We start from the raw sequence: 18395 nt of genomic DNA on the forward strand, positions 1-18395 counted from the left end.
CTTCGGATTTTCTGCCGCAGGCGATCGCGCTTATACAAATTTTAATCGTTCAAATTAAATAGTGCGACGAAGTGAGTTTCGTCAGGTTCGCATTGCCTCGGAGCGGCGATGTGGATCCGCAATGATTGCCGACGGACTGACGGCGTGCGCCGTATGATTTTCCGAAAAACATCAGCCTGTTTTGCGCATCGGGTGGCTCTCGATCGTCCGCGCCTTCACGCCCAGTCGTTGAATGCGAAGACGTCTCGAGCTGCCGGGGGAGGCGAATGCGAGCTGCGAGCCAAGGTGTTTTCCATGTTCATTGATAGAATTCTTGCCCGTTTCAAGATCCAGACGAAGGTGCTCCTTTTCATCCTGCCCTTCGTCGTCAGCATCTGTGCCGTCGGTATCACCGGCCTTTATGCGTCCGGCCTGCTTCAGGGGCGCATGGAGATTTCGAACAGCGTGCTGCAGACATTGAGCGGCTTCAAGGATGTCTATGCCGGCATGAACGCCTTTCTGCATTCAACGACCGAGGAAACCAGGGAAGCCGTCCAGTCGAAGATTTCGGCCCAGAAGGACGTGCTTGCGGCGACGGCCGCCCAGGTTGCCGGTCAGAGCGGCCAGGACGAACTGACGGCCGCGATCGCCGCGACAAACGATATCGAGGCGCGCATCGACGGCCTCTGGAAGCTGCATGTCGGTGAGCAGGAACTGCGCACGGCGATGGCGGCGAACCTCGATGCGCTGCTGATCGAGCGCTCCAAGATCAACGAGGAGTCGAACCGGCTGCAATATGCCGTGCGGAAAAGCGAAAACGCCGCCAAGACCATGCTGCGCGAAGCCGAGAAGCTGATGCGCGCCAGCCGCTTCTTCAACGAATTCGGGACGGAGGTCAGCAAGGCGATCTCCGTCGAGGACAAGCTGAAGGCGGTCAAGGAGCGCTTCCCGATGATCGGCCGCACGGAGCGCGACATATTCCGTCTGCTGCCGAAAGACGAGAAGTCGCTGACGGAAACGATCACCTCCGCCTCGAGCGAGATCGGCGCGCTGCTGAAGGCGCCAGCCGGCCCGGAGACGCTCGCCGGCATCTCCAAATATGTCGACCGATTCCGCACCGCGAGCTTCCGCCTGGAGGCGGCATCGGTCGGCAAGATGCGTGACGCGACGCGGATCTTCGCCGAACTCGACGAGCAGATCGTCACGACGGAATCGGTGCTGACCGCGACCCGCCGGCTCGCCGGGTCGATCACGGACATCCAGATTTCCGCTGCCACCTTCATGGGCCAGACCAACGAAGAGAACCGCCAGAAGCTGCTCGACAAGTCGCTTGCCGTTCAGCAGAACATGGCAACGCTGCGTGGCGTTGCCAGCGACGGCGCTTCCTTCGACAAGATCGCCGATACGCTGATGCCGATTCTGACCGCGATGAAGAAGGACGCCGCGGCACTCGTCGAAATCACCGTCAAGCGGACCGCCGATTTCGACGCCGCCGGCCAGTCGATCGACCAGATCTGGGGCGATCTCACCAGCTTTGCCGAACGGCAGAAGGTCGCCGCCGGGACGGAACGCCAGGAAGCAAACCAGATCTCGGTGGCGGCAACCGTCGCCGGCGTCGTCATCGCGCTGCTGGCCGGCATTGCGCTGACGCTGACGCTGAAGAAGCCGATCGGCCAGATCACTGCTGCCATGCGTCGCCTTGCCGACGGCCGTCTCGACACAGCGATCGACGGCGATGCGCGCCGCGACGAAATCGGCGACATGGCGCGGGCACTTGGCGTGTTCAAGGAGAACGCGCTTTCCAAGGTCCGCATCGAGGCCGAGAGCGAGGAGCAGCGGACCCGCGCCGAAATCGAGCGCAGCCGTAACGATCAGGAAAAGCGCGAACTCGATCGCCAGATCGATCTGGCCGTCAGCGAGCTTGCCGCCGGTCTCGGCCGCCTGGCGCAGGGAGATCTTTCGCGCCAGATCGAGGTTCCCTTCCATGGTCGCCTCGAACAGTTGCGCGAAGACTTCAACGGCTCGCTGATCCGCCTGCAGGATACGCTGTCGCAGATCCGCGCCAATGCGCAGGCGATCCAGGAAAGCGGCTCCAGCATGCACCATGCCGCGGACTCGCTGTCGAAGCGGACGGAAGCCCAGGCTGCATCGCTCGAAGAAACGGCGGCTGCTGTCGACCAGATCACCGTGACCGTTCGCTCGTCTGCCGAGCGTGCCGGGGAGGCCAACCACGCCGTGATCCAGACGAAGCGCAGCGCCGACAGCTCGGCGACCGTCGTCACCAATGCGATTGCAGCCATGGGACGCATCGAAGAGGCCTCGCGCCAGATCGAACAGATCATCGAGGTGATCGACGACATCGCCTTCCAGACCAATCTCCTGGCGCTGAACGCCGGTATCGAGGCGGCGCGTGCGGGTGAAGCGGGCAAGGGCTTTGCCGTCGTTGCCCAGGAAGTGCGTGAGCTGGCGCAGCGCTCGGCGGAAGCCGCGCGCGAGATCAAGGGGCTCATCAACAAGTCGACCAACGAGGTCAATGCCGGTTCGCACCTGGTCAAGGAAACGGGCGAAGTGTTGGCGTCGATCAGCGCGCAGATCGTCACCGTCAGCCAGCATGTCGAGATGATCGCGACCGCAAGCCGTGATCAGGCCGTGGCGCTCAACGAGGTCAACGGCTCGGTCAACCAGATGGACCAGATGACGCAGCAGAACGCTTCCATGGTCGAGGAGGCGACGGCAACGAGCCGGTCGCTCGCGCACCAGGCGGACACATTGATGATGCTCGTCGAGCAGTTCCGGCTAGAGCCGGAGGCGGACGACTACGGCTACCGGGCCGCCTGAGGCGGCCGGCAATCGAATTCGCCGAAGGCGGACGTCCGCCTTCGGACGGACGCACGGAAATCGGTATCGCCGTGCGACATAACAAGGGCAGGGGCTAACATTGCACCGCGTGGCCGCAAGGCTCCGCGGTGCTCTTTTTTTGGGCGCCGAGACGTCTCCTGCGCCGCTCGGCGATCTTGGCGGCCAAGGCGTCAAATATGCGCCGAAGAAGTCCCGGCGGCTTCGGATCGAAGTCTTCGTCCCAACGCCGGTTCTTCAGGGCCATGTCGGCGATATAAACCATTGCCATCATTTCCATGGTGATGCTCCTCGTTTGATGGGCATCACTCCTTTTATGCATCCAAAGCAGTTTTACATACAGCGGAAATCGGCCTATGTTTTCCAGAAATGAAAAACCTGGATTGGGATATCTACCGCTGTTTCATGAGCGTGGCGCGCACCGGTGGCCTTACCGGCGCCGCACAGGCGCTCGGTTCGAGCCCTGCCACGGTCGGGCGGCGGATGCTGGAACTCGAGGAGCGGACGGGCCGCTCCCTGTTCCTGCGCAGCCAGACCGGTTACCAGCTCACCGGCGACGGCGAGCTCCTTTTCGAGCAGCTTCAGGAGATGGAGGCGGCGGCGCGTCGGGTCGAGAGCTGGCGGCGCGAGGGTGAAGGCGCGACCGTCCGCATCACCGTCGGCACCTGGATTGCCTGGCTGCTCGCGGAGAATTTCCCGGCGCTTTGCACTGAGAGGGATGGTTTCAGCCTGGCGATGACCGTCGGCGAGACGCGCGCCAGCCTCGCCTATCGCGAGACCGACATCGGCATCCGCGCTTTCGAGCCCGAGGAAACCTATCTGGCGGCGAGCCCGGTCGGTGACGTCGCCTATGCCGCCTATCGCCAGAAGAACGCACCGGCGGCTGCCAACGCCCGGTGGGTGGCAGTGGGTGAGGAGGAGGCAATCTCGACCTATCTTCGTTGGCCCCACCAGCAGGCGGAAGGGAGGATCGTCGCGACCATCACACGGCCGCGATCGCTCTTGGATCTCGCGCGGGCAGGTGCCGGTTGCGCTGTGCTTCCCTGCTTCGTCGGCGATCTCGATCCCATGCTGGAGCGGGCAGGCGAGGAGATCCCCGCACTGAGGCACCGCCAATGGATCGTGATGAACAACGAGGACCGGCACCGAAAGGAAATCCGCACGGTGGTCGACCGCATGACGAAGCTGTTGCGCAGCCATGCCGACGTCTTTGCCGGAAAAAGGCCGCGCCGCGGCTGAGCGCGCGAGCGGCCGGCTTGTGTCTTACCGGTGCTGCAGGAATGCCAAATTGGATGACGGCGCCTTTGGTCAGCGCATCAGGAGCTTGACGAGGGCGGCCTGCGAATTGACCCGGGTCTTGGCATAGATGCTCTTGAGCTGTGTGCGGATCGTCTCGTAGCTGACGCCGTTGGCCTGCGACATCTCCTTCAGCGTCAGACCGGCGGCGACGCCGGACGCGATGCGGAGTTCGGCCGGCGTAAGGCTGTAGCTGTCTCTCAGGTGGTTGAGGCGCTGGTCGCAAACGAGCGAGGTCGCCGGCTCGATCAGCACGGCGACCGTGGGGCCGTCGAGGAGTTCGGTGAAGATGCTGGCGCTCCGCCGGACCAGCGTGATCCGAAAGGCGCCGTCCTCCGCGGTCCTGACAAGGCGAACCTGCGGCTGAGCCGGAGTGCCGAGCGGCGAGGCCAGAAGCTCGAGTGCGGCGTTGGTTTCCGGTTCGTCCATGACCAGGCGCCCGTTGATCGTGACGCGAAACGGAGAGCCCTTCGCCGCCATCTGTTCGGCGTTGTCGTTCATCGATCGGATGCGGAGATTGTCGCCGACATAGATGACGCCGACGCCGATCGTATCGAGCAGTGTCCGGCCCTCATGCTGTTCGGCCATCATCAGGTCGCGCCGGCGCAGGAAGTCGAAGGCACGCTTCAGATGGGGAGCAAGAAGGGTGTATTGATCGGCCGCGCGCCGGTTGAGCTCTTCGTCCGTCGATGAGGTGCAGGTCGATACGAGCAATGTGCGCGTCGGACTGCGCACGATGGTCACGCCCACGGTGCTTTCGCAGCCGGTCTGGCCCTTCAGCCAGTCATTGTAGAATTCCGATTTCACCAGGTCCGCGCGCGAGACGATGTGTTCGCCGGCGAGACCGCGCCCGACCGGCACCAGTACCGACTTCGGTATCCAGGGATTGATCGCGGCGAAGTGGTTGTTGAATTGAGCGATGGCATCCGGCGTAAAGCCGGAGACATAGGGCACGCATGCCATTGGCGACGTGAGATCGTGGTAATGGAGCGCCGAGTGCCCGTCCGGCATTGTCGTCGTCAGGCGGTCAAGAAAGTCCTGCCAGCCACAGTCACCAAAGGCGGCGCCGTAGATGAGCTCCGTCAATTCGGCCGTATCGGCAGCTTTCGTCGATCGATACATGCTTGCCCCAACCTAAGATAGGCTGGGCTAATATAAGCGGCTGCGAGCCGCGCGATCAACTTGAAATGGCATATCGAAGAAGATGTTGGAACCCGTTTCAGTGCCGCAACGCCGAATGGCCGGCATTCCGGCCGGCCATTCCGATCTCTGGTAACGTCGCATCTTCGCCATGATATGTGCGATTTTCAATCTGAGATTGCTTTCACCGCTCTGACTGCCGCCGCCGGCTGAAATGAAGCCGACGAAAGCAGGGCCATCGCAAGCGTCACCGCAATGAGTGTCATGGCTTGCCCTGGGTTACGATGACGGGGATCAGCAGATCGCCCCAGTTGCCTTCACCGCCGTGGTGGCGGGCCGAGCGAACGAGCTCGACCGATACGCCGGCATCGACGGCCTTCATGACGGACTGGTTGAGGCGATGCAGGTCGTTGGCGACCATGCGGATCGCTGCCTGCTGGTCCGGGGTCATTGCCGAAGACTGTTCCTCGGCCCGTTCCTTGACGCGTGTCTGGACTGTCATTGGACTTCTCCTTGAGGTTCGAGGCTGTGGTTCTGGCGGCAGGAGCGCGGCGGGCAGGGATTGCCACGCTCCCGCCGGTCTTTCACTCTGCGGCCGGGCGGAACTGGTCGTGCTCGGTCGATTCCTTCATGGCGGTTGTCGAGGACTGGCCGCCGGTGATTGCCATCGAGACGGCATCGAAATAGCCGGTGCCCACCTCGCGCTGGTGCTTCGTCGCGGTGTAGCCATTCGCTTCTGCTGCGAATTCCGCTTCCTGCAGCTCGGAATAGGCGGCCATCTGCCTCGCCTTGTAGCCGCGCGCCAGCTCGAACATGCCGAAGTTCAGCTGATGGAAGCCGGCGAGCGTGATGAACTGGAACTTGTAGCCCATCGCGCCGAGCTCGCGCTGGAACTTGGCGATCGTCGCGTCGTCCAGGTTCTTCTTCCAATTGAACGACGGCGAGCAATTGTAGGCGAGCAGCTTGCCCGGATGCGCCTTGTGCACGCCCTCGGCAAATTTGCGGGCCTGCTCCAGATCCGGCTTCGAGGTTTCGCACCAGATCAGGTCGCAATGCGGCGCATAGGCGACCGCGCGGGCGATGCAGGGCTCAAGCCCGTTCTTCACCTGGTAGAAGCCCTCGACCGTGCGGCCGGCGTCATAGTCGACGAAAGGACGGTCGCGCTCGTCGATATCGGAGGTGAGCAGCTTTGCCGCTTCCGCATCGGTACGGGCGATGACCAGTGTCGGCGTACCCATGACGTCGGCGGCAAGCCGCGCGGCGTTGAGGTTGCGGATATGGGCCGCCGTCGGGATCAGCACCTTGCCGCCCAAGTGACCGCACTTCTTCTCCGAAGCGAGCTGATCCTCGTAGTGGACGCCGGCAGCACCGGCTTCGATGAAGGCCTTCATGATCTCGAAGGCATTGAGCGGGCCGCCGAAGCCCGCTTCGGCGTCAGCGACGATCGGCGCGAACCAGGTATCGACCGAAAGGCCCTTGCCTTCGGAGGTCTCGATCTGGTCGGCGCGCTGCAGCGTGCGGTTGATGCGCTTGGCGAGTTCTGGCGCCGCATTGGCCGGATAGAGCGACTGGTCGGGATACATGGCGGAGGCGGTGTTGGCGTCGGCCGCGACCTGCCAGCCGGAGAGGTAGATCGCCTTCAGGCCGGCACGGACCATCTGCATGGCCTGGTTGCCGGACAGCGCCCCAAGCGCATTGACGAAGTCTTCCTCGTGAATGAGTTTCCACAAGCGGTTCGCGCCCATTTCGGCCAGCGAATAGCGGATCTCGACCGACCCGCGCAGCCGCTTCACGGTCTCTGCGCTATAGGGGCGGTCGACGCCATCGAAGCGGCCTTGCGGTGCGCTCGGAACGAGCTTGTAAAAATCAGTCATTACATCCTCCTGTCAAAATCTCTCATCCATTCGACTTTCGTCGTACGGTGCTTCATGTTTCGAGTTCATGTGACAGTTTTTACATTGCGCTGCGGCAATAGGCTATTGGAAACGAGGAAATAGCGCGACTAAAAGGGTTATCTTGTCTTGCCTTTGACAGGGGCGCGAAGTAAATCTGTAAAAGATGTAAAACATTATGTGCTTCGCGAGTTGTAAAGGTAGTTACAAATGGCCGAGAACAAGATCTTCGCCGGTCCGCGGGTCAGGCGTATTCGCAATGGCCTGTCGCTGACGCAGACGGCCATGGCCGAGGCGCTCGGCATCTCGCCGTCCTACCTCAATCTGATCGAGCGCAATCAGCGGCCGCTGACAGTGCAGCTGCTTCTGAAACTCGCCTCGGTCTACAAGGTCGATCTCGACGAACTGCAGGGAGAAACCGGCGGCAGTCTCGCACAGTTGCGCGAGGTTTTTGCCGATCCGCTGCTGTCAGCCGAGTTGCCGGGAGAGCAGGAACTGATCGAGGTGGCGGAGGCCGCTCCCAATGCCGCGGGCGGTGTCGTCAAGCTCTATCGCGCCTATCGCGAGCAGGCGGCGCGCCTCAAGGATCTTGCCGATCTGCTGGCGGGGCAGGGGCATATGGAGGCGCTTTCGGGCACGCGGCTGCCGATGGACGAGGTGCGGGAAACCTTCGAGGCCAGGCCCAATCATTTCGCTGCGATCGAGGCGGCGGCGGAAACTTTTCACGAGGCGCTGTCGCCCGGCGATGATCTCATGGGCGCGCTCAAGAACTGGCTGAAGAAGGAACATGGCCTGGTCGTTCGCAGTTTGCCGGTGCATGCTATGCCCAATCTGCGCCGCCGTTTCGATCGGCATTCCATGCGCCTCTTCATCTCCGAGCGGCTGTCACCCTATGACCAGCTCCGCGAGATCGCCATGGAGGCGGTGTCGATCGCCTGCCACGAAGCGATCATTGCCGAACTGGAACCTTTGCGTTTCTCGACCGCGGAGGCGCGTCGCATCGCCCGTTTCGAGCTTGCGCGCTACGGCGCGCATGCGCTGATGATGCCCTATGCCGCCTTCTTCGCCGCCGCCCAGCGCGCGAAATATGATGTCGATATGTTGCGTGCCCGCTTCCAGGTCTCCTTCGAGCAGGCTGCCAATCGGCTGACCATGCTACAGCGACCCGGAGCGCAAGGCGTGCCGTTCTTCCTGATGGAGATTGACAATGCTGGCCACCGCTTGCGGCGGGCCGGCGCAGCAGGCTTCCCGCAGGCGAAGTTCGGCGGCGGCTGTCCGAAGCTCAATATCCACGCCGCCTTCTCGGTGCCGGGGCAGGTTCTGGTCGATCGTGTCGAAATGCCGGATGGCGCTGCGTTTCTGACGGTGGCGCGCACGCTGGATGGCCCGCAGGCGGCGTTCCAGGAGCGTGTCCGGCGCACGGCTCTGCTTCTCGGTTGCGAGGCGTCCTTCGCCGACGAGGTCGTCTACGCTTCGGCGCTGCCGCCGGCGGTCGCAATCGGCGCCGCCTGCCGGCTCTGCGAGCGGCAGGGCTGTCTCGCACGTGCCGAACCGCCGGTCACGCGCCCACTTGGGCTCGATGAGATGGCGACAGGCCTCAGCGTCTTCGATTTTCAGTAGCTGACGGGATGCCGGTTCGGCAGCAGCGGTGCGTTCGGCGCGAAACATTCCGCCGGCAGTCCTGTGGTGTAGCCGCGGGTAATGTGCGCCTTGTCCGCATAGGTCCTGTTGCGCATCAGGATCGCGTGCAGTTCCGGCAGATTGTAGAAGGGCACGCCCGGATAGAGATGGTGCTCGAGGTGATAGTTGATGTTGTGGGGGGCGAAGAACAGCTTCTCCCAGGCATGCGGGTAGACGGTTCGTGAACTCGTCAACTCGTCGCCATAGTCCATGCTGCCGAAATGCTCGGCGACGCTGCGTATGTAGAGGAACAGGCAGAAGAAGGTGAGGAACGGCACGACCCAATAGAGTGCCACTTCCCGCCAGATGCCGAGCAGCGTGAAGACTACCGCGGCGGACACATAGAAGCCGATGCGCAGCAGCTTGTATTGGAGCGTCGAGCGATCGTTCTTTCCCATGCGCTTGGCCATATGCAGCATGTCGCGCAGCGAATTGACCGCGATGAGGTAGCCGAGCAACTGGGCGATGCCGCGGGCAAGCTTCTGCGGGAAGGTGAATTGAGGCATGCCAAGCTTCGCGGTCCAGTCCGGATCCTCGTCGGTATTGGCGTGCTGGTGGTGGGCGAGATGGTTCTGGCGATAGCCGTCGACGGTGGCAAGCACCGGCCAGGCGAGCAGCAGGTCGCTCATTCCGTCGCTGAGGCTTCGGTTGCGGATGATGCGGTAATGCGCCGCCTCGTGGATCATGCAGCCGAGCGCATGCATGCGTCCCGCGATCAGCACCACGGCGATCAGATAGACGAGGGGATTGCCGGCATATTCGCTGACGGCGATCGCTGCCGCGATCATCGCCCAATCGAAAGCGATCGCGCCCAGCGCCTTCCGCGGCTCGAGCACCGACAGGCGTTTCAACTCCCTGGGATCGATCCTGCGGCTCCGCCCGCCCGGGGCGCTCTCGCCAATGATCTTCTCGCCCATCGCAATACCCAACCCTTGATGCACAACCGGCGGAAAATTCGCACGGCGCTCATGGTTAATCAATTGTAAACGTCGGTTCGTGCATGTCGAGCATCCGACATGGTTAACTGTGGCAGGTGGCATCGGCAGGTTTGAGCGGTGGCACGGTGGTTCGTCATAAGTGCCCGATTTTCCTCGACTTGTGAAAAACACGGACTGGCGCGGCGCGGTCTTTTATCGCCACGAAAGCGCTTGAGGTTATCGAGAAACATGCCTAACCTCCCGGCCTGAGCGAAACGGATTGGACGGTGCCTCGGCATGCCGGGGCACCGAAATGAAAAACCAAGAGGGGAGTTGTATGTCCAAGCTCATCGTCACAACCCTGGCGGCAGCCGTACTGGCCGGCTCGACCATGCTGGCCTCGGCGCAGGAGCGCGTGGTCAACGTCTACAACTGGTCGGATTACATCGACAGCAGCATTCTGGAAGACTTCACCAAGGAGACGGGCATCAAAGTCGTCTATGACGTCTTTGATTCCAACGAGATCCTGGAGACGAAGCTGCTCGCCGGCGGCTCGGGCTACGATGTCGTCGTGCCGACGGCAACCTTCCTGCAGCGGCAGATCGCCGCCGGCGTGTTCCAGAAGCTCGACAAGTCGAAGCTGCCGAACCTTTCCAACATGTGGGACGTGATCATGGAGCGTACGGCGAAGTACGATCCAGGCAACGAATACGCTGTCGACTACATGTGGGGCACGACCGGCATCGGCTACAATGTCGACAAGATGAAGGCGATCCTGGGCACCGACGCAAAGCCCAATTGGGACGTCATCTTCAATCCGGAACTGGCAGCGAAGTTCAAGGATTGCGGCATCCACATCCTCGATTCCCCGACCGACGTCATGCCTTCGGCACTCGCCTATCTCGGCCTCAATCCGGACAGCCATGAGGCCGCCGATCTGGAAAAGGCGGCCGATCTCCTGGCAAGCATCCGCCCCTATGTGCGCAAGTTCCATTCCTCGGAATACATCAACGCGCTCGCCAACGGCGACATCTGCCTCGCAGTTGGCTTCTCCGGTGACGTCTTCCAGGCCCGTGACCGTGCGGCGGAAGCGAAAGCCGGTGTGACCGTCGACTACGCGATCCCGTCGCAGGGCGCGCAGATGTGGTTCGACATGTTCGCGATCCCCGCCGATGCACAGCACGTCGAGGAAGCCCACGCCTTCCTCAACTACATGATGAAGCCGGAAGTGGTCGCCAAGGCATCGAATTATGTCTTCTACGCCAACGGCAACAAGGCCTCGCAGCAGTTCCTCGACAAGGCCGTTTTGGAAGATACCGCCATCTATCCGTCGGATGAGGTGATGCAGAAACTGTTCACGGTGACGCCCTTCGAGGCGAAAGAACAGAGGGTATTGACCCGACTCTGGACAAAGGTCGTAACCGGCCAGTAAGAGCGGAAAACGAATTGCCCGGACCTCAAGATCCGGGCAATTTTCTTAATGGGCGCCGGGGAGAAACGAGAGCGCCCGATCGGCTGTATCATTCGGGGATTGATGATGAAGTCTCTCGGCAGTATCCGGCGGTCCTTTGCCCCCTGGGCGGATCCCGCTTCCAAGCCATTCATTTCCGTCAAGAACGTGACAAAGCGGTTCGGCGACTTCACCGCCGTCGACGACCTCTCGCTGGACATCTACACACGCGAATTCTTTGCGCTCCTCGGCGCTTCCGGCTGCGGAAAGTCGACGCTCTTGCGCATGCTCGCCGGTTTCGAACAGCCGACCTCAGGCGAGATCATTCTCGACGGGCAAAGCCTCGCCGGCATTCCGCCCTATCGGCGTCCTGTCAACATGATGTTCCAGTCCTATGCGCTCTTTCCGCACATGACGGTCGAGAACAACATCGCTTTCGGCCTGAAGCAGGACGGCATGCCGAAAGCGGATATCGCCGCGCGCGTCGCGCAGATGCTGAAGCTGGTGAAGCTCGAAAAGTTCTCCCAGCGCAAACCACATCAGCTTTCCGGCGGTCAGCGTCAGCGCGTCGCGCTCGCCCGCTCGCTCGCCAAGCGGCCGAAGGTGCTGCTGCTCGACGAGCCGCTCGGCGCGCTCGACAAGAAGCTGCGCGAGGAAACCCAGTTCGAACTGATGGACCTGCAGCAGGAACTCGGCCTCACCTTCGTCGTCGTGACGCACGACCAGGAGGAGGCGATGACCATGGCTGACCGCATCGCGGTCATGAGCCACGGCAAGGTCATCCAGGTCGCGACCCCGGCCGAGATTTACGAGGCGCCGAATTCCCGTTTCGTTGCGGACTTCATCGGCGACGTCAACATTTTCGAGGGAGCGGTTTCTGGAGCCGAGGGCGGCTATGTGCGGCTCGAAGGCGCCAATGGCTTCCCCATCCGCATGGCGTCTCCCGAAAGACCGTCTGCCGGCGCCAGGTCCGCGGTCGCCGTCCGTCCGGAAAAGATCCGCGTCAGCCGGCAGCCGCCGGCAAATGCGCCCGTCAACGCCGTCCAGGGTGAGATCTGGGATATCGGCTATCTTGGCGACATGACCGTCTTTCATGTGCGACTGAAGGACGGACGGGTGATCAAGGCATCGTCGCTGAACGCAGTGCGTGCAGTCGAGGACCCGCTCGGCTACGATCAGGAAGTCTGGGTTTCCTTCGGCGAAGACGCCGGCGTCGTTCTGAAGGATTGAGACCATGACACGCGTCGCATCCGCTCTCTTCAGCCGCCTCGTCATCATCATCCCCTATGCCTGGCTGCTCTTCTTCTTCCTCATCCCCTTCTTCATCGTCTTCCGCATCTCGCTGTCGCAGACGGCAGTGGCGATGCCGCCCTATACGCCGGTTTTCGACCTCTTCGGCGGCCTCTCGGGCATTGTCGAGAAGGCGCGGGAGTTCAGTTTCGACAATTACGTTTGGCTCACCGAAGACGTTCTCTACTTCAACGCCTATGTGTCGAGCGTCATCATCGCGGCCGTTTCGACGGTCCTGACGCTGCTGATCGCCTATCCGATCGCCTACGGCATGGCGAAGGCGCCGAAGACCGTCCGCCCGACGCTCTTGATGCTGGTGATCCTGCCGTTCTGGACGAGCTTCCTGATCCGCGTTTATGCGTGGATCGCGATCCTGAAGCCCGAGGGCCTGCTCAACCAGTTCCTTCTGGCGACCGGCGTGATCGACCAGCCCCTGATCATCCTCAACACCAACTGGGCGATCTACATCGGCATCGTCTATTCCTATCTGCCCTTCATGGTGCTGCCGATCTATTCCTCGCTGGAGAAGATGGACCACACGCTGACGGAGGCCGCGCTCGACCTCGGCTGCACGCCGTTCACCGCTTTCTGGCGCGTGACTTTCCCGCTGTCGCTGGCGGGTGTGGTTGCCGGCTGCCTGCTCGTCTTCATTCCGGCGGTTGGCGAATTCGTCATCCCCGATCTGCTTGGCGGCTCGGAAACGCTGATGATCGGCAAGACGCTCTGGAACGAGTTCAACGCCAATCGCGACTGGCCGGTATCCTCCGCCGTGGCGACGATCCTGCTTCTGATCCTGGTGCTGCCGATCGTCTACTTCCAGAACGCGCAGGCGAAAGCCGACAGCGAGGGGAGGTAGGACATGGGCACCTGGTCACGCTTCAACATCGCCTCGATCGTGCTTGGCTTCGGGTTCCTGTACCTGCCGATCGTGCTTCTGGTGATCTTCTCCTTCAACGAGTCGAAACTCGTCACGGTGTGGGCCGGCTTTTCGACCAAATGGTATGCGCAGCTCTGGCACAATCAGGCGCTGCTCGATGCCGCCTGGGTGACGATCCGTGTCGCGTTGCTCTCTGCGACCTGTGCAACCGTGCTTGGAACGCTCGCGGCACTGGCGCTCGTCCGTTACACGCGTTTTCGCGGCCGCATGCTGTTCTCCGGCATGGTCTATGCGCCGCTCGTCATGCCCGAGGTGATTACCGGCCTGTCGCTGCTGCTGCTCTTCGTCGCCATCGGCCTCGACCGCGGCTTCTGGACGATCACGCTGGCGCATATCACCTTCACCATGTGCTTCGTCGCCGTGGTCGTGCAGTCGCGCTTGCTCAGCTTCGACCAGTCGATCGAAGAGGCGGCACTCGATCTCGGCGCTACTCCAGTCCGGACCTTCTTTGCGATCACCTTGCCGGTTATCGCGCCGGCGGTGTTTTCCGGCTGGGTGCTGGCCTTCACGCTGTCCCTGGATGATCTCGTGATTTCGAGCTTTACCACGGGACCGGGTGCCACGACGCTGCCGATGAAGATCTACAGCCAGGTGCGCCTCGGCGTGACGCCGGAAATCAACGCGATCTGCACCATCCTCATCGGCGTCGTGGCGATCGGGGTCGTCGTTGCTTCCATTGTGACCAAGCAGCGTGAAGCGCAGCGCGAACGAGACGAGCGGGCCGCCTTTGCCCAATCCTGAACGGGAGCAGCCCCGCGCTTAGCGTGAGCGGCTTTTGTCGCTGTGAACGGCACGCCAACGGCCGGTGTCCCTGACGCTCGCCGTTTTTAATTGGGGCCGTTTCAATTGGGTTCGCCAAGGATCGACAGGGGCGAGATCACTGCATTTGGCCAGGAACCGCCGACGAAGAAGCGCAGCCTTTGTCCGGCGTTGAGCGCGTCGATGAAGGTGCCGGCGAGTGCCAGGCTGCCGGTGCGATAGGGAATGACGCCATTGACCGAGAGACTGCCGGTTTGGCCGGTGAAAAGCGCCTGGTTCAGCCGCGCCGACCCCTGGCCGAAACTGGCTTCAATGTCGGCGGTCTGGAAGGCGAAGCCGCCGTCACTCGCCTGAGCCAGCGAGAAGAACTCGCCTGCCCTGACCAGGTCCGCGAAGGCGTTTGCGTCGAAGCCCGAGAGGCTGCCGTTGGCGAGCGAGAGCCTGATGCGGCCCGAGGCCTCGGCCGCCTGCTCGGTCCAGAACGGATGCTCGCTCACCAGGTCGAAGTTGACATTGCCTCGGCCGGTCGGGATCGGGCCTGTAAACCCGAAGTCCGCAAGCGCTATCGCGAGGTCGGCATTCTTCAGGACCAGTTCAAGTTTACCGCCCTTCGCCAACCCCGCTTCCGAGACGGCGAACCGGCCGCTGAGCCGACCATTGGCATAGGTGCTGTCGGCGATGTCGATGGAAGCGCGCCCATGATCGATGATGACGCCGGCGGCCACATCCGTCAGCCGCAGAGGGCCGATCGATGCCTCCTGCGCCGATAGGCGAAGGTCGGCGCGCCAGGTCCGCGCGAAAGCGTCACGGAGCTGCTTGGTGACGTCGTCAGGCTCGACCGGCAATTGATCGATGAGTGGCTGCAGGCCGTTGAGGCCGATACGGTCGAAGGCGAGCGTACCCTCTATGCGGGGCGTATCGCTGGCTGGTATGGAGACGTCGAGAACGCCGGTCGCACTGGCGCCGCCCAGAGCAAGCTGCAGATCGTCGAACTTCAGGGAGCGATCGCCGGTCGTGACATTGGCGCTGAGGTTGAGGCTGCTGTCGGGCAGGGCGCGGCCAGCCTTGCCCTGATACCAGGCTGCCAGCGTTTGCAGAGATGCCGTCGAAATCTGGAGCCGCCCCGAACTGATCGGTGTCTGCGAGAGACTGCCGATGCCTTCGAAAGAGAGGTTCAATGGAGTTGAGCTCAGCGATGTCCTGAGCGTCGTGTTACGGCCGGCGAGCAGGGCCAGCGGCTCGTTGCAGTCGAGCGTCCAGGTCACCAGCTGTCCGCCAAGGCTGCCCGAGAACTCGGCGCCCAGAGGCTCGGTGAAGGAGGGCCACTTGACCGTTCCGGCGATGCCGGAAAATTCTCGGGTCTGGTTGGTGATGAGGTCGATGACCTGCAGGCGTCCGTTTTCGACCGTGACGTCGCCGAAGGGCGTATCGTCGCTGGAGATCGGCCTTTCCGGCGCAGTCAACCAGTGTGGGCGTTGCCAGTTGAGCGTGCCATCCGTCCGTCTTTCCAGCGTGACGACCGGCTCGATCAAGCGGATGTCCTCGAGTTCCGGATCGCCGTCGATGGCCGAAAGCAGGCTGAAGGAAGCGGTTATGCTGCCGATATTTGCGAGCTTGCGCGATGTGCCATCTGCCGTCTCGATCGTCGCGGAGCGGAGCGTGAGGGTCGGTTCCGGCCAGAAGCTGATCTCGGGATTGCCTGTTATCCGGCTCTTCCCGCCTGACCAGGCGTCGAGCATGTGTTCCACCCTTGGGCGAACGTCGGCGGTGGAAATCAGCAGAGGCAGCGCGGCGTTGTAGGCGGCAGCAAGTCCCACTCCGATCGCTGCGGCCCACAGGAAGTGGCGACGACGGAGCCGCGACCGCAGGCGTGCGTCGCGCATCATATGCAGGAATTTCCGTGTCATGTCCGCCTGGTCGCCGTCGCTTGGGTCACGCATGTTGGATAGGCCTTCGGCCTTCAGAAATCAAATGCGGCGGACAGGAAACAGACAGGTAAATGTCGCCGGCGCGATGCCGAGGCGACTGCGGGTACTGTTTATTTTGCGATGCAGCATGGTATAGAGAGCATGGAGCAGGAGTGGAGGAAAAGCATGCAAGCAGAGCAGCCGTTGTGGGTTCCCAGTCCCGAGATCCGTGCGCATAGCCCCATGGCCGAATTCATCGCCTGGTGTAGCGAACGCTTCGGCAGGACCTTTGCGGATTATGACGCGTTCCATGCATGGTCGGTGGCCGAGCGTGGTGATTTCTGGACCGCAGTCTGGGAGCATTGCAACGTCATCGGCGAGCGTGGCGCGACCGCCCTCGTCAATGGCGACCGGATGCTCGATGCCCGTTTCTTCCCTGAAGCGAAGCTGAACTTCGCCGAGAACCTGCTTCGCGAAACCGGCGATGGCGATGCGCTTGTGTTCCGCGGTGAGGACAAGGTCGACTACCGCCTGTCGTGGAACGAGCTGCGGGCCTTGGTGTCGCGACTGCAGCAGGCGCTGAAAGCGCAAGGGATTGGCCCAGGCGATCGCGTCGCGGCGATGATGCCGAACATGCCGGAAACCATTGCGCTGATGCTGGCGACCGCCTCGATCGGGGCGATCTGGTCCTCCTGCTCTCCCGATTTCGGCGAGCAGGGCGTTCTCGATCGATTCGGCCAGATCGCGCCGAAGCTGTTCATCGCCTGCGATGGCTACTGGTACAACGGCAAGCGCCAGGACGTCGACGCCAAGGTGCGCGCGGTCTCGGCAAGCCTTGCCGTACCGGCATTGATCGTACCCTATGCCGGCGACAGCGCGGCGCTTGCCGCCTCGATCGCGGGCGCTGCGTCGCTCGGAGATTTCATCGCGCCCTTCGAGGCGAAGGCTCTGACGTTCGAGCGGCTTCCCTTCAGCCATCCGCTCTACGTGCTGTTTTCGTCGGGCACGACGGGTGTTCCGAAGTGCATCGTGCATTCGGCCGGCGGCACCTTGCTGCAGCACCTGAAGGAACACCGTTTCCACTGCGGCCTTCGCCGCGGCGAAAAGCTCTTCTACTTCACCACCTGCGGCTGGATGATGTGGAACTGGCTGGCCTCGGGCTTGGCGGTCGGCGCCACGCTTTGTCTCTTCGACGGCTCGCCCTTCTATCCCGACGGCAACGTGCTCTTCGACTATGCCGCGGCCGAGAAATTCGCGGTGTTCGGCACTTCGGCCAAGTACATCGATGCGGTCCGCAAAGGCGGCTTCGTGCCGGCCAAGACCCATGACCTCTCGACCCTGAGGCTGCTCACCTCCACCGGTTCGCCCTTGTCGCCGGAAGGCTTCTCCTTCGTCTACGAAGGGATCAAGTCGGACGTCCAGCTCGCTTCGATATCCGGCGGCACCGATATCGTCTCCTGCTTCGTGCTCGGCAATCCCCTGAAGCCGGTCTGGCGCGGCGAGATCCAGGGGCCGGGCCTCGGACTGGCCGTCGATGTCTGGAACGATGAGGGCCAATCCGTGCGCGGCGAAAAGGGTGAGCTCGTCTGCACCAAGGCGTTCCCGTCGATGCCGGTGATGTTCTGGAACGACCCGGAAGGCGCCAAGTATCGCGCCGCCTATTTCGAGCGCTTCGACAACGTTTGGTGCCATGGCGACTTTGCCGAATGGACCGAACACGGCGGCATCATCATTCACGGCCGCTCCGACGCGACGTTGAACCCGGGCGGTGTGCGCATCGGCACCGCGGAGATCTACAATCAGGTCGAGCAGATGGAGGAGGTCGTCGAGGCGCTGTGCATCGGGCAGGATTGGGAAGACGACGTCCGCGTCGTTCTGTTCGTCCGCCTCGCATCCGGGGTCACGCTCACCGACGATCTGACCAAGGCGATCAAGAACCGCATCCGCGTCGGCGCGTCGCCGCGCCACGTGCCGGCGAAGGTGATCGCGGTCACCGACATCCCCCGCACCAAGTCGGGCAAGATCGTCGAGCTTGCCGTTCGGGATGTCGTGCATGGCCGTCCGGTGAAGAACAAGGAGGCGCTCGCCAACCCCGAGGCGCTCGACCTTTTTGCCGGTCTCGAGGCCCTTAAGAATTGAGGGCGCGTTAACTTGTCGGCGCTCCCTGAATTAACCAAGCCTTCAGACTTGCTGAAAAATCACTAAAATTGCGGAGTCGCCTGGTAAGGTCTTGTTAAGAATTCGGGGCGCATTGTCATGTCAACTTGGGGCCGGTCGATGTAGGTCGGCGTT

Annotated in this window: 14 protein-coding genes; 8 read left to right on the forward strand and 6 right to left on the reverse strand. The window is 62.3% G+C overall.

Annotated features, from left to right (window positions below):
* The first annotated feature begins 294 nt into the window (after positions 1–294).
* Positions 295–2817, forward strand: coding sequence for a methyl-accepting chemotaxis protein (locus QM996_RS01655; RefSeq protein ID WP_500269015.1), 2523 nt, complete (start codon positions 295–297; stop codon positions 2815–2817).
* A gap of 94 nt (positions 2818–2911) precedes the next feature.
* Here QM996_RS01655 and QM996_RS01660 read toward each other — a convergent pair whose 3' ends face one another.
* Positions 2912–3115 carry a hypothetical protein gene (locus tag QM996_RS01660; protein WP_500269016.1) on the reverse strand — a complete coding sequence of 68 codons (204 nt, stop codon included), beginning with the start codon at positions 3113–3115 and terminating at the stop codon, positions 2912–2914.
* Positions 3116–3204: 89 nt separating this feature from the next.
* Between QM996_RS01660 and QM996_RS01665 the strand changes: the two genes are divergently transcribed.
* On the forward strand, positions 3205–4074 hold the full coding sequence (locus QM996_RS01665; protein ID WP_500269017.1) for a LysR family transcriptional regulator: 870 nt from the start codon (positions 3205–3207) through the stop codon (positions 4072–4074).
* A gap of 69 nt (positions 4075–4143) precedes the next feature.
* On the opposite strand, the gene QM996_RS01670 is transcribed toward QM996_RS01665, so the two are convergent.
* The 3 genes from QM996_RS01670 to aceA form a co-directional block, all read right to left on the reverse strand.
* On the reverse strand, positions 4144–5253 hold the full coding sequence (locus QM996_RS01670) for a helix-turn-helix transcriptional regulator (protein ID WP_500269018.1): 1110 nt from the start codon (positions 5251–5253) through the stop codon (positions 4144–4146).
* A 280-nt stretch (positions 5254–5533) separates the two neighbouring features.
* Positions 5534–5773, reverse strand: a complete 240-nt coding sequence (locus tag QM996_RS01675) for an SMc00767 family acetate metabolism repressor (RefSeq protein WP_173515648.1) — start codon at positions 5771–5773, stop codon at positions 5534–5536.
* Between the two features lie 82 nt (positions 5774–5855).
* Positions 5856–7145 carry an isocitrate lyase gene (aceA, locus tag QM996_RS01680; protein WP_429812422.1) on the reverse strand — a complete coding sequence of 430 codons (1290 nt, stop codon included), beginning with the start codon at positions 7143–7145 and terminating at the stop codon, positions 5856–5858.
* Between the two features lie 228 nt (positions 7146–7373).
* Here aceA and QM996_RS01685 point away from each other — a divergent pair, with 228 nt between their 5' ends.
* Positions 7374–8783: a helix-turn-helix domain-containing protein gene (locus QM996_RS01685; protein ID WP_500269019.1), complete on the forward strand. Its 1410-nt coding sequence runs from the start codon at positions 7374–7376 to the stop codon at positions 8781–8783.
* Here the strand turns inward: QM996_RS01685 and QM996_RS01690 are convergent.
* Entirely contained in the window at positions 8777–9760 is a 984-nt protein-coding gene (locus QM996_RS01690) for a fatty acid desaturase family protein (protein ID WP_500269020.1), read from the reverse strand. The genes QM996_RS01685 and QM996_RS01690 overlap by 7 nt on opposite strands.
* 337 nt (positions 9761–10097) lie before the next feature.
* Between QM996_RS01690 and QM996_RS01695 the strand changes: the two genes are divergently transcribed.
* From QM996_RS01695 to QM996_RS01710, 4 genes are all read left to right on the forward strand, one after another.
* The gene (locus QM996_RS01695) at positions 10098–11192 is read left to right on the forward strand and encodes a polyamine ABC transporter substrate-binding protein (protein ID WP_500269021.1); all 1095 of its coding nucleotides are present in this window, start codon (positions 10098–10100) and stop codon (positions 11190–11192) included.
* A gap of 105 nt (positions 11193–11297) precedes the next feature.
* The gene (locus QM996_RS01700; RefSeq protein ID WP_500270367.1) at positions 11298–12440 is read left to right on the forward strand and encodes an ABC transporter ATP-binding protein; all 1143 of its coding nucleotides are present in this window, start codon (positions 11298–11300) and stop codon (positions 12438–12440) included.
* Between the two features lie 4 nt (positions 12441–12444).
* On the forward strand, positions 12445–13356 hold the full coding sequence (locus QM996_RS01705) for an ABC transporter permease (protein WP_500269022.1): 912 nt from the start codon (positions 12445–12447) through the stop codon (positions 13354–13356).
* 3 nt (positions 13357–13359) lie between these two features.
* Positions 13360–14178, forward strand: a complete 819-nt coding sequence (locus tag QM996_RS01710) for an ABC transporter permease (RefSeq protein ID WP_500269023.1) — start codon at positions 13360–13362, stop codon at positions 14176–14178.
* Positions 14179–14279: 101 nt separating this feature from the next.
* Here QM996_RS01710 and QM996_RS01715 read toward each other — a convergent pair whose 3' ends face one another.
* Entirely contained in the window at positions 14280–16103 is a 1824-nt protein-coding gene (locus tag QM996_RS01715) for an AsmA family protein (RefSeq protein ID WP_500270368.1), read from the reverse strand.
* 186 nt (positions 16104–16289) lie between these two features.
* Between QM996_RS01715 and QM996_RS01720 the strand changes: the two genes are divergently transcribed.
* Positions 16290–18242: an acetoacetate--CoA ligase gene (locus QM996_RS01720; protein ID WP_500269024.1), complete on the forward strand. Its 1953-nt coding sequence runs from the start codon at positions 16290–16292 to the stop codon at positions 18240–18242.
* Positions 18243–18395: the final 153 nt, after the last annotated feature.

The organism is Sinorhizobium chiapasense (assembly GCF_045277575.1).
Classification (GTDB): Bacteria; Pseudomonadota; Alphaproteobacteria; order Rhizobiales; family Rhizobiaceae; genus Ensifer; species Ensifer chiapasense_A.

Bases quoted from the DNA above. Each gene is read 5' to 3' on its own strand.
- QM996_RS01675 (WP_173515648.1), bottom strand. From the start codon at position 5,773: ATGACAGTCCAGACACGCGTCAAGGAACGGGCCGAGGAACAGTCTTCG.
- QM996_RS01705 (WP_500269022.1), top strand. From the start codon at position 12,445: ATGACACGCGTCGCATCCGCTCTCTTCAGCCGCCTCGTCATCATCATC.
- QM996_RS01665 (WP_500269017.1), top strand. From the start codon at position 3,205: ATGAAAAACCTGGATTGGGATATCTACCGCTGTTTCATGAGCGTGGCG.
- QM996_RS01660 (WP_500269016.1), bottom strand. From the start codon at position 3,115: ATGGAAATGATGGCAATGGTTTATATCGCCGACATGGCCCTGAAGAAC.
- QM996_RS01700 (WP_500270367.1), top strand. From the start codon at position 11,298: ATGAAGTCTCTCGGCAGTATCCGGCGGTCCTTTGCCCCCTGGGCGGAT.
- QM996_RS01715 (WP_500270368.1), bottom strand. From the start codon at position 16,103: ATGACACGGAAATTCCTGCATATGATGCGCGACGCACGCCTGCGGTCG.
- QM996_RS01685 (WP_500269019.1), top strand. From the start codon at position 7,374: ATGGCCGAGAACAAGATCTTCGCCGGTCCGCGGGTCAGGCGTATTCGC.
- aceA (WP_429812422.1), bottom strand. From the start codon at position 7,145: ATGACTGATTTTTACAAGCTCGTTCCGAGCGCACCGCAAGGCCGCTTC.
- QM996_RS01655 (WP_500269015.1), top strand. From the start codon at position 295: ATGTTCATTGATAGAATTCTTGCCCGTTTCAAGATCCAGACGAAGGTG.
- QM996_RS01695 (WP_500269021.1), top strand. From the start codon at position 10,098: ATGTCCAAGCTCATCGTCACAACCCTGGCGGCAGCCGTACTGGCCGGC.
- QM996_RS01670 (WP_500269018.1), bottom strand. From the start codon at position 5,253: ATGTATCGATCGACGAAAGCTGCCGATACGGCCGAATTGACGGAGCTC.
- QM996_RS01720 (WP_500269024.1), top strand. From the start codon at position 16,290: ATGCAAGCAGAGCAGCCGTTGTGGGTTCCCAGTCCCGAGATCCGTGCG.
- QM996_RS01690 (WP_500269020.1), bottom strand. From the start codon at position 9,760: ATGGGCGAGAAGATCATTGGCGAGAGCGCCCCGGGCGGGCGGAGCCGC.
- QM996_RS01710 (WP_500269023.1), top strand. From the start codon at position 13,360: ATGGGCACCTGGTCACGCTTCAACATCGCCTCGATCGTGCTTGGCTTC.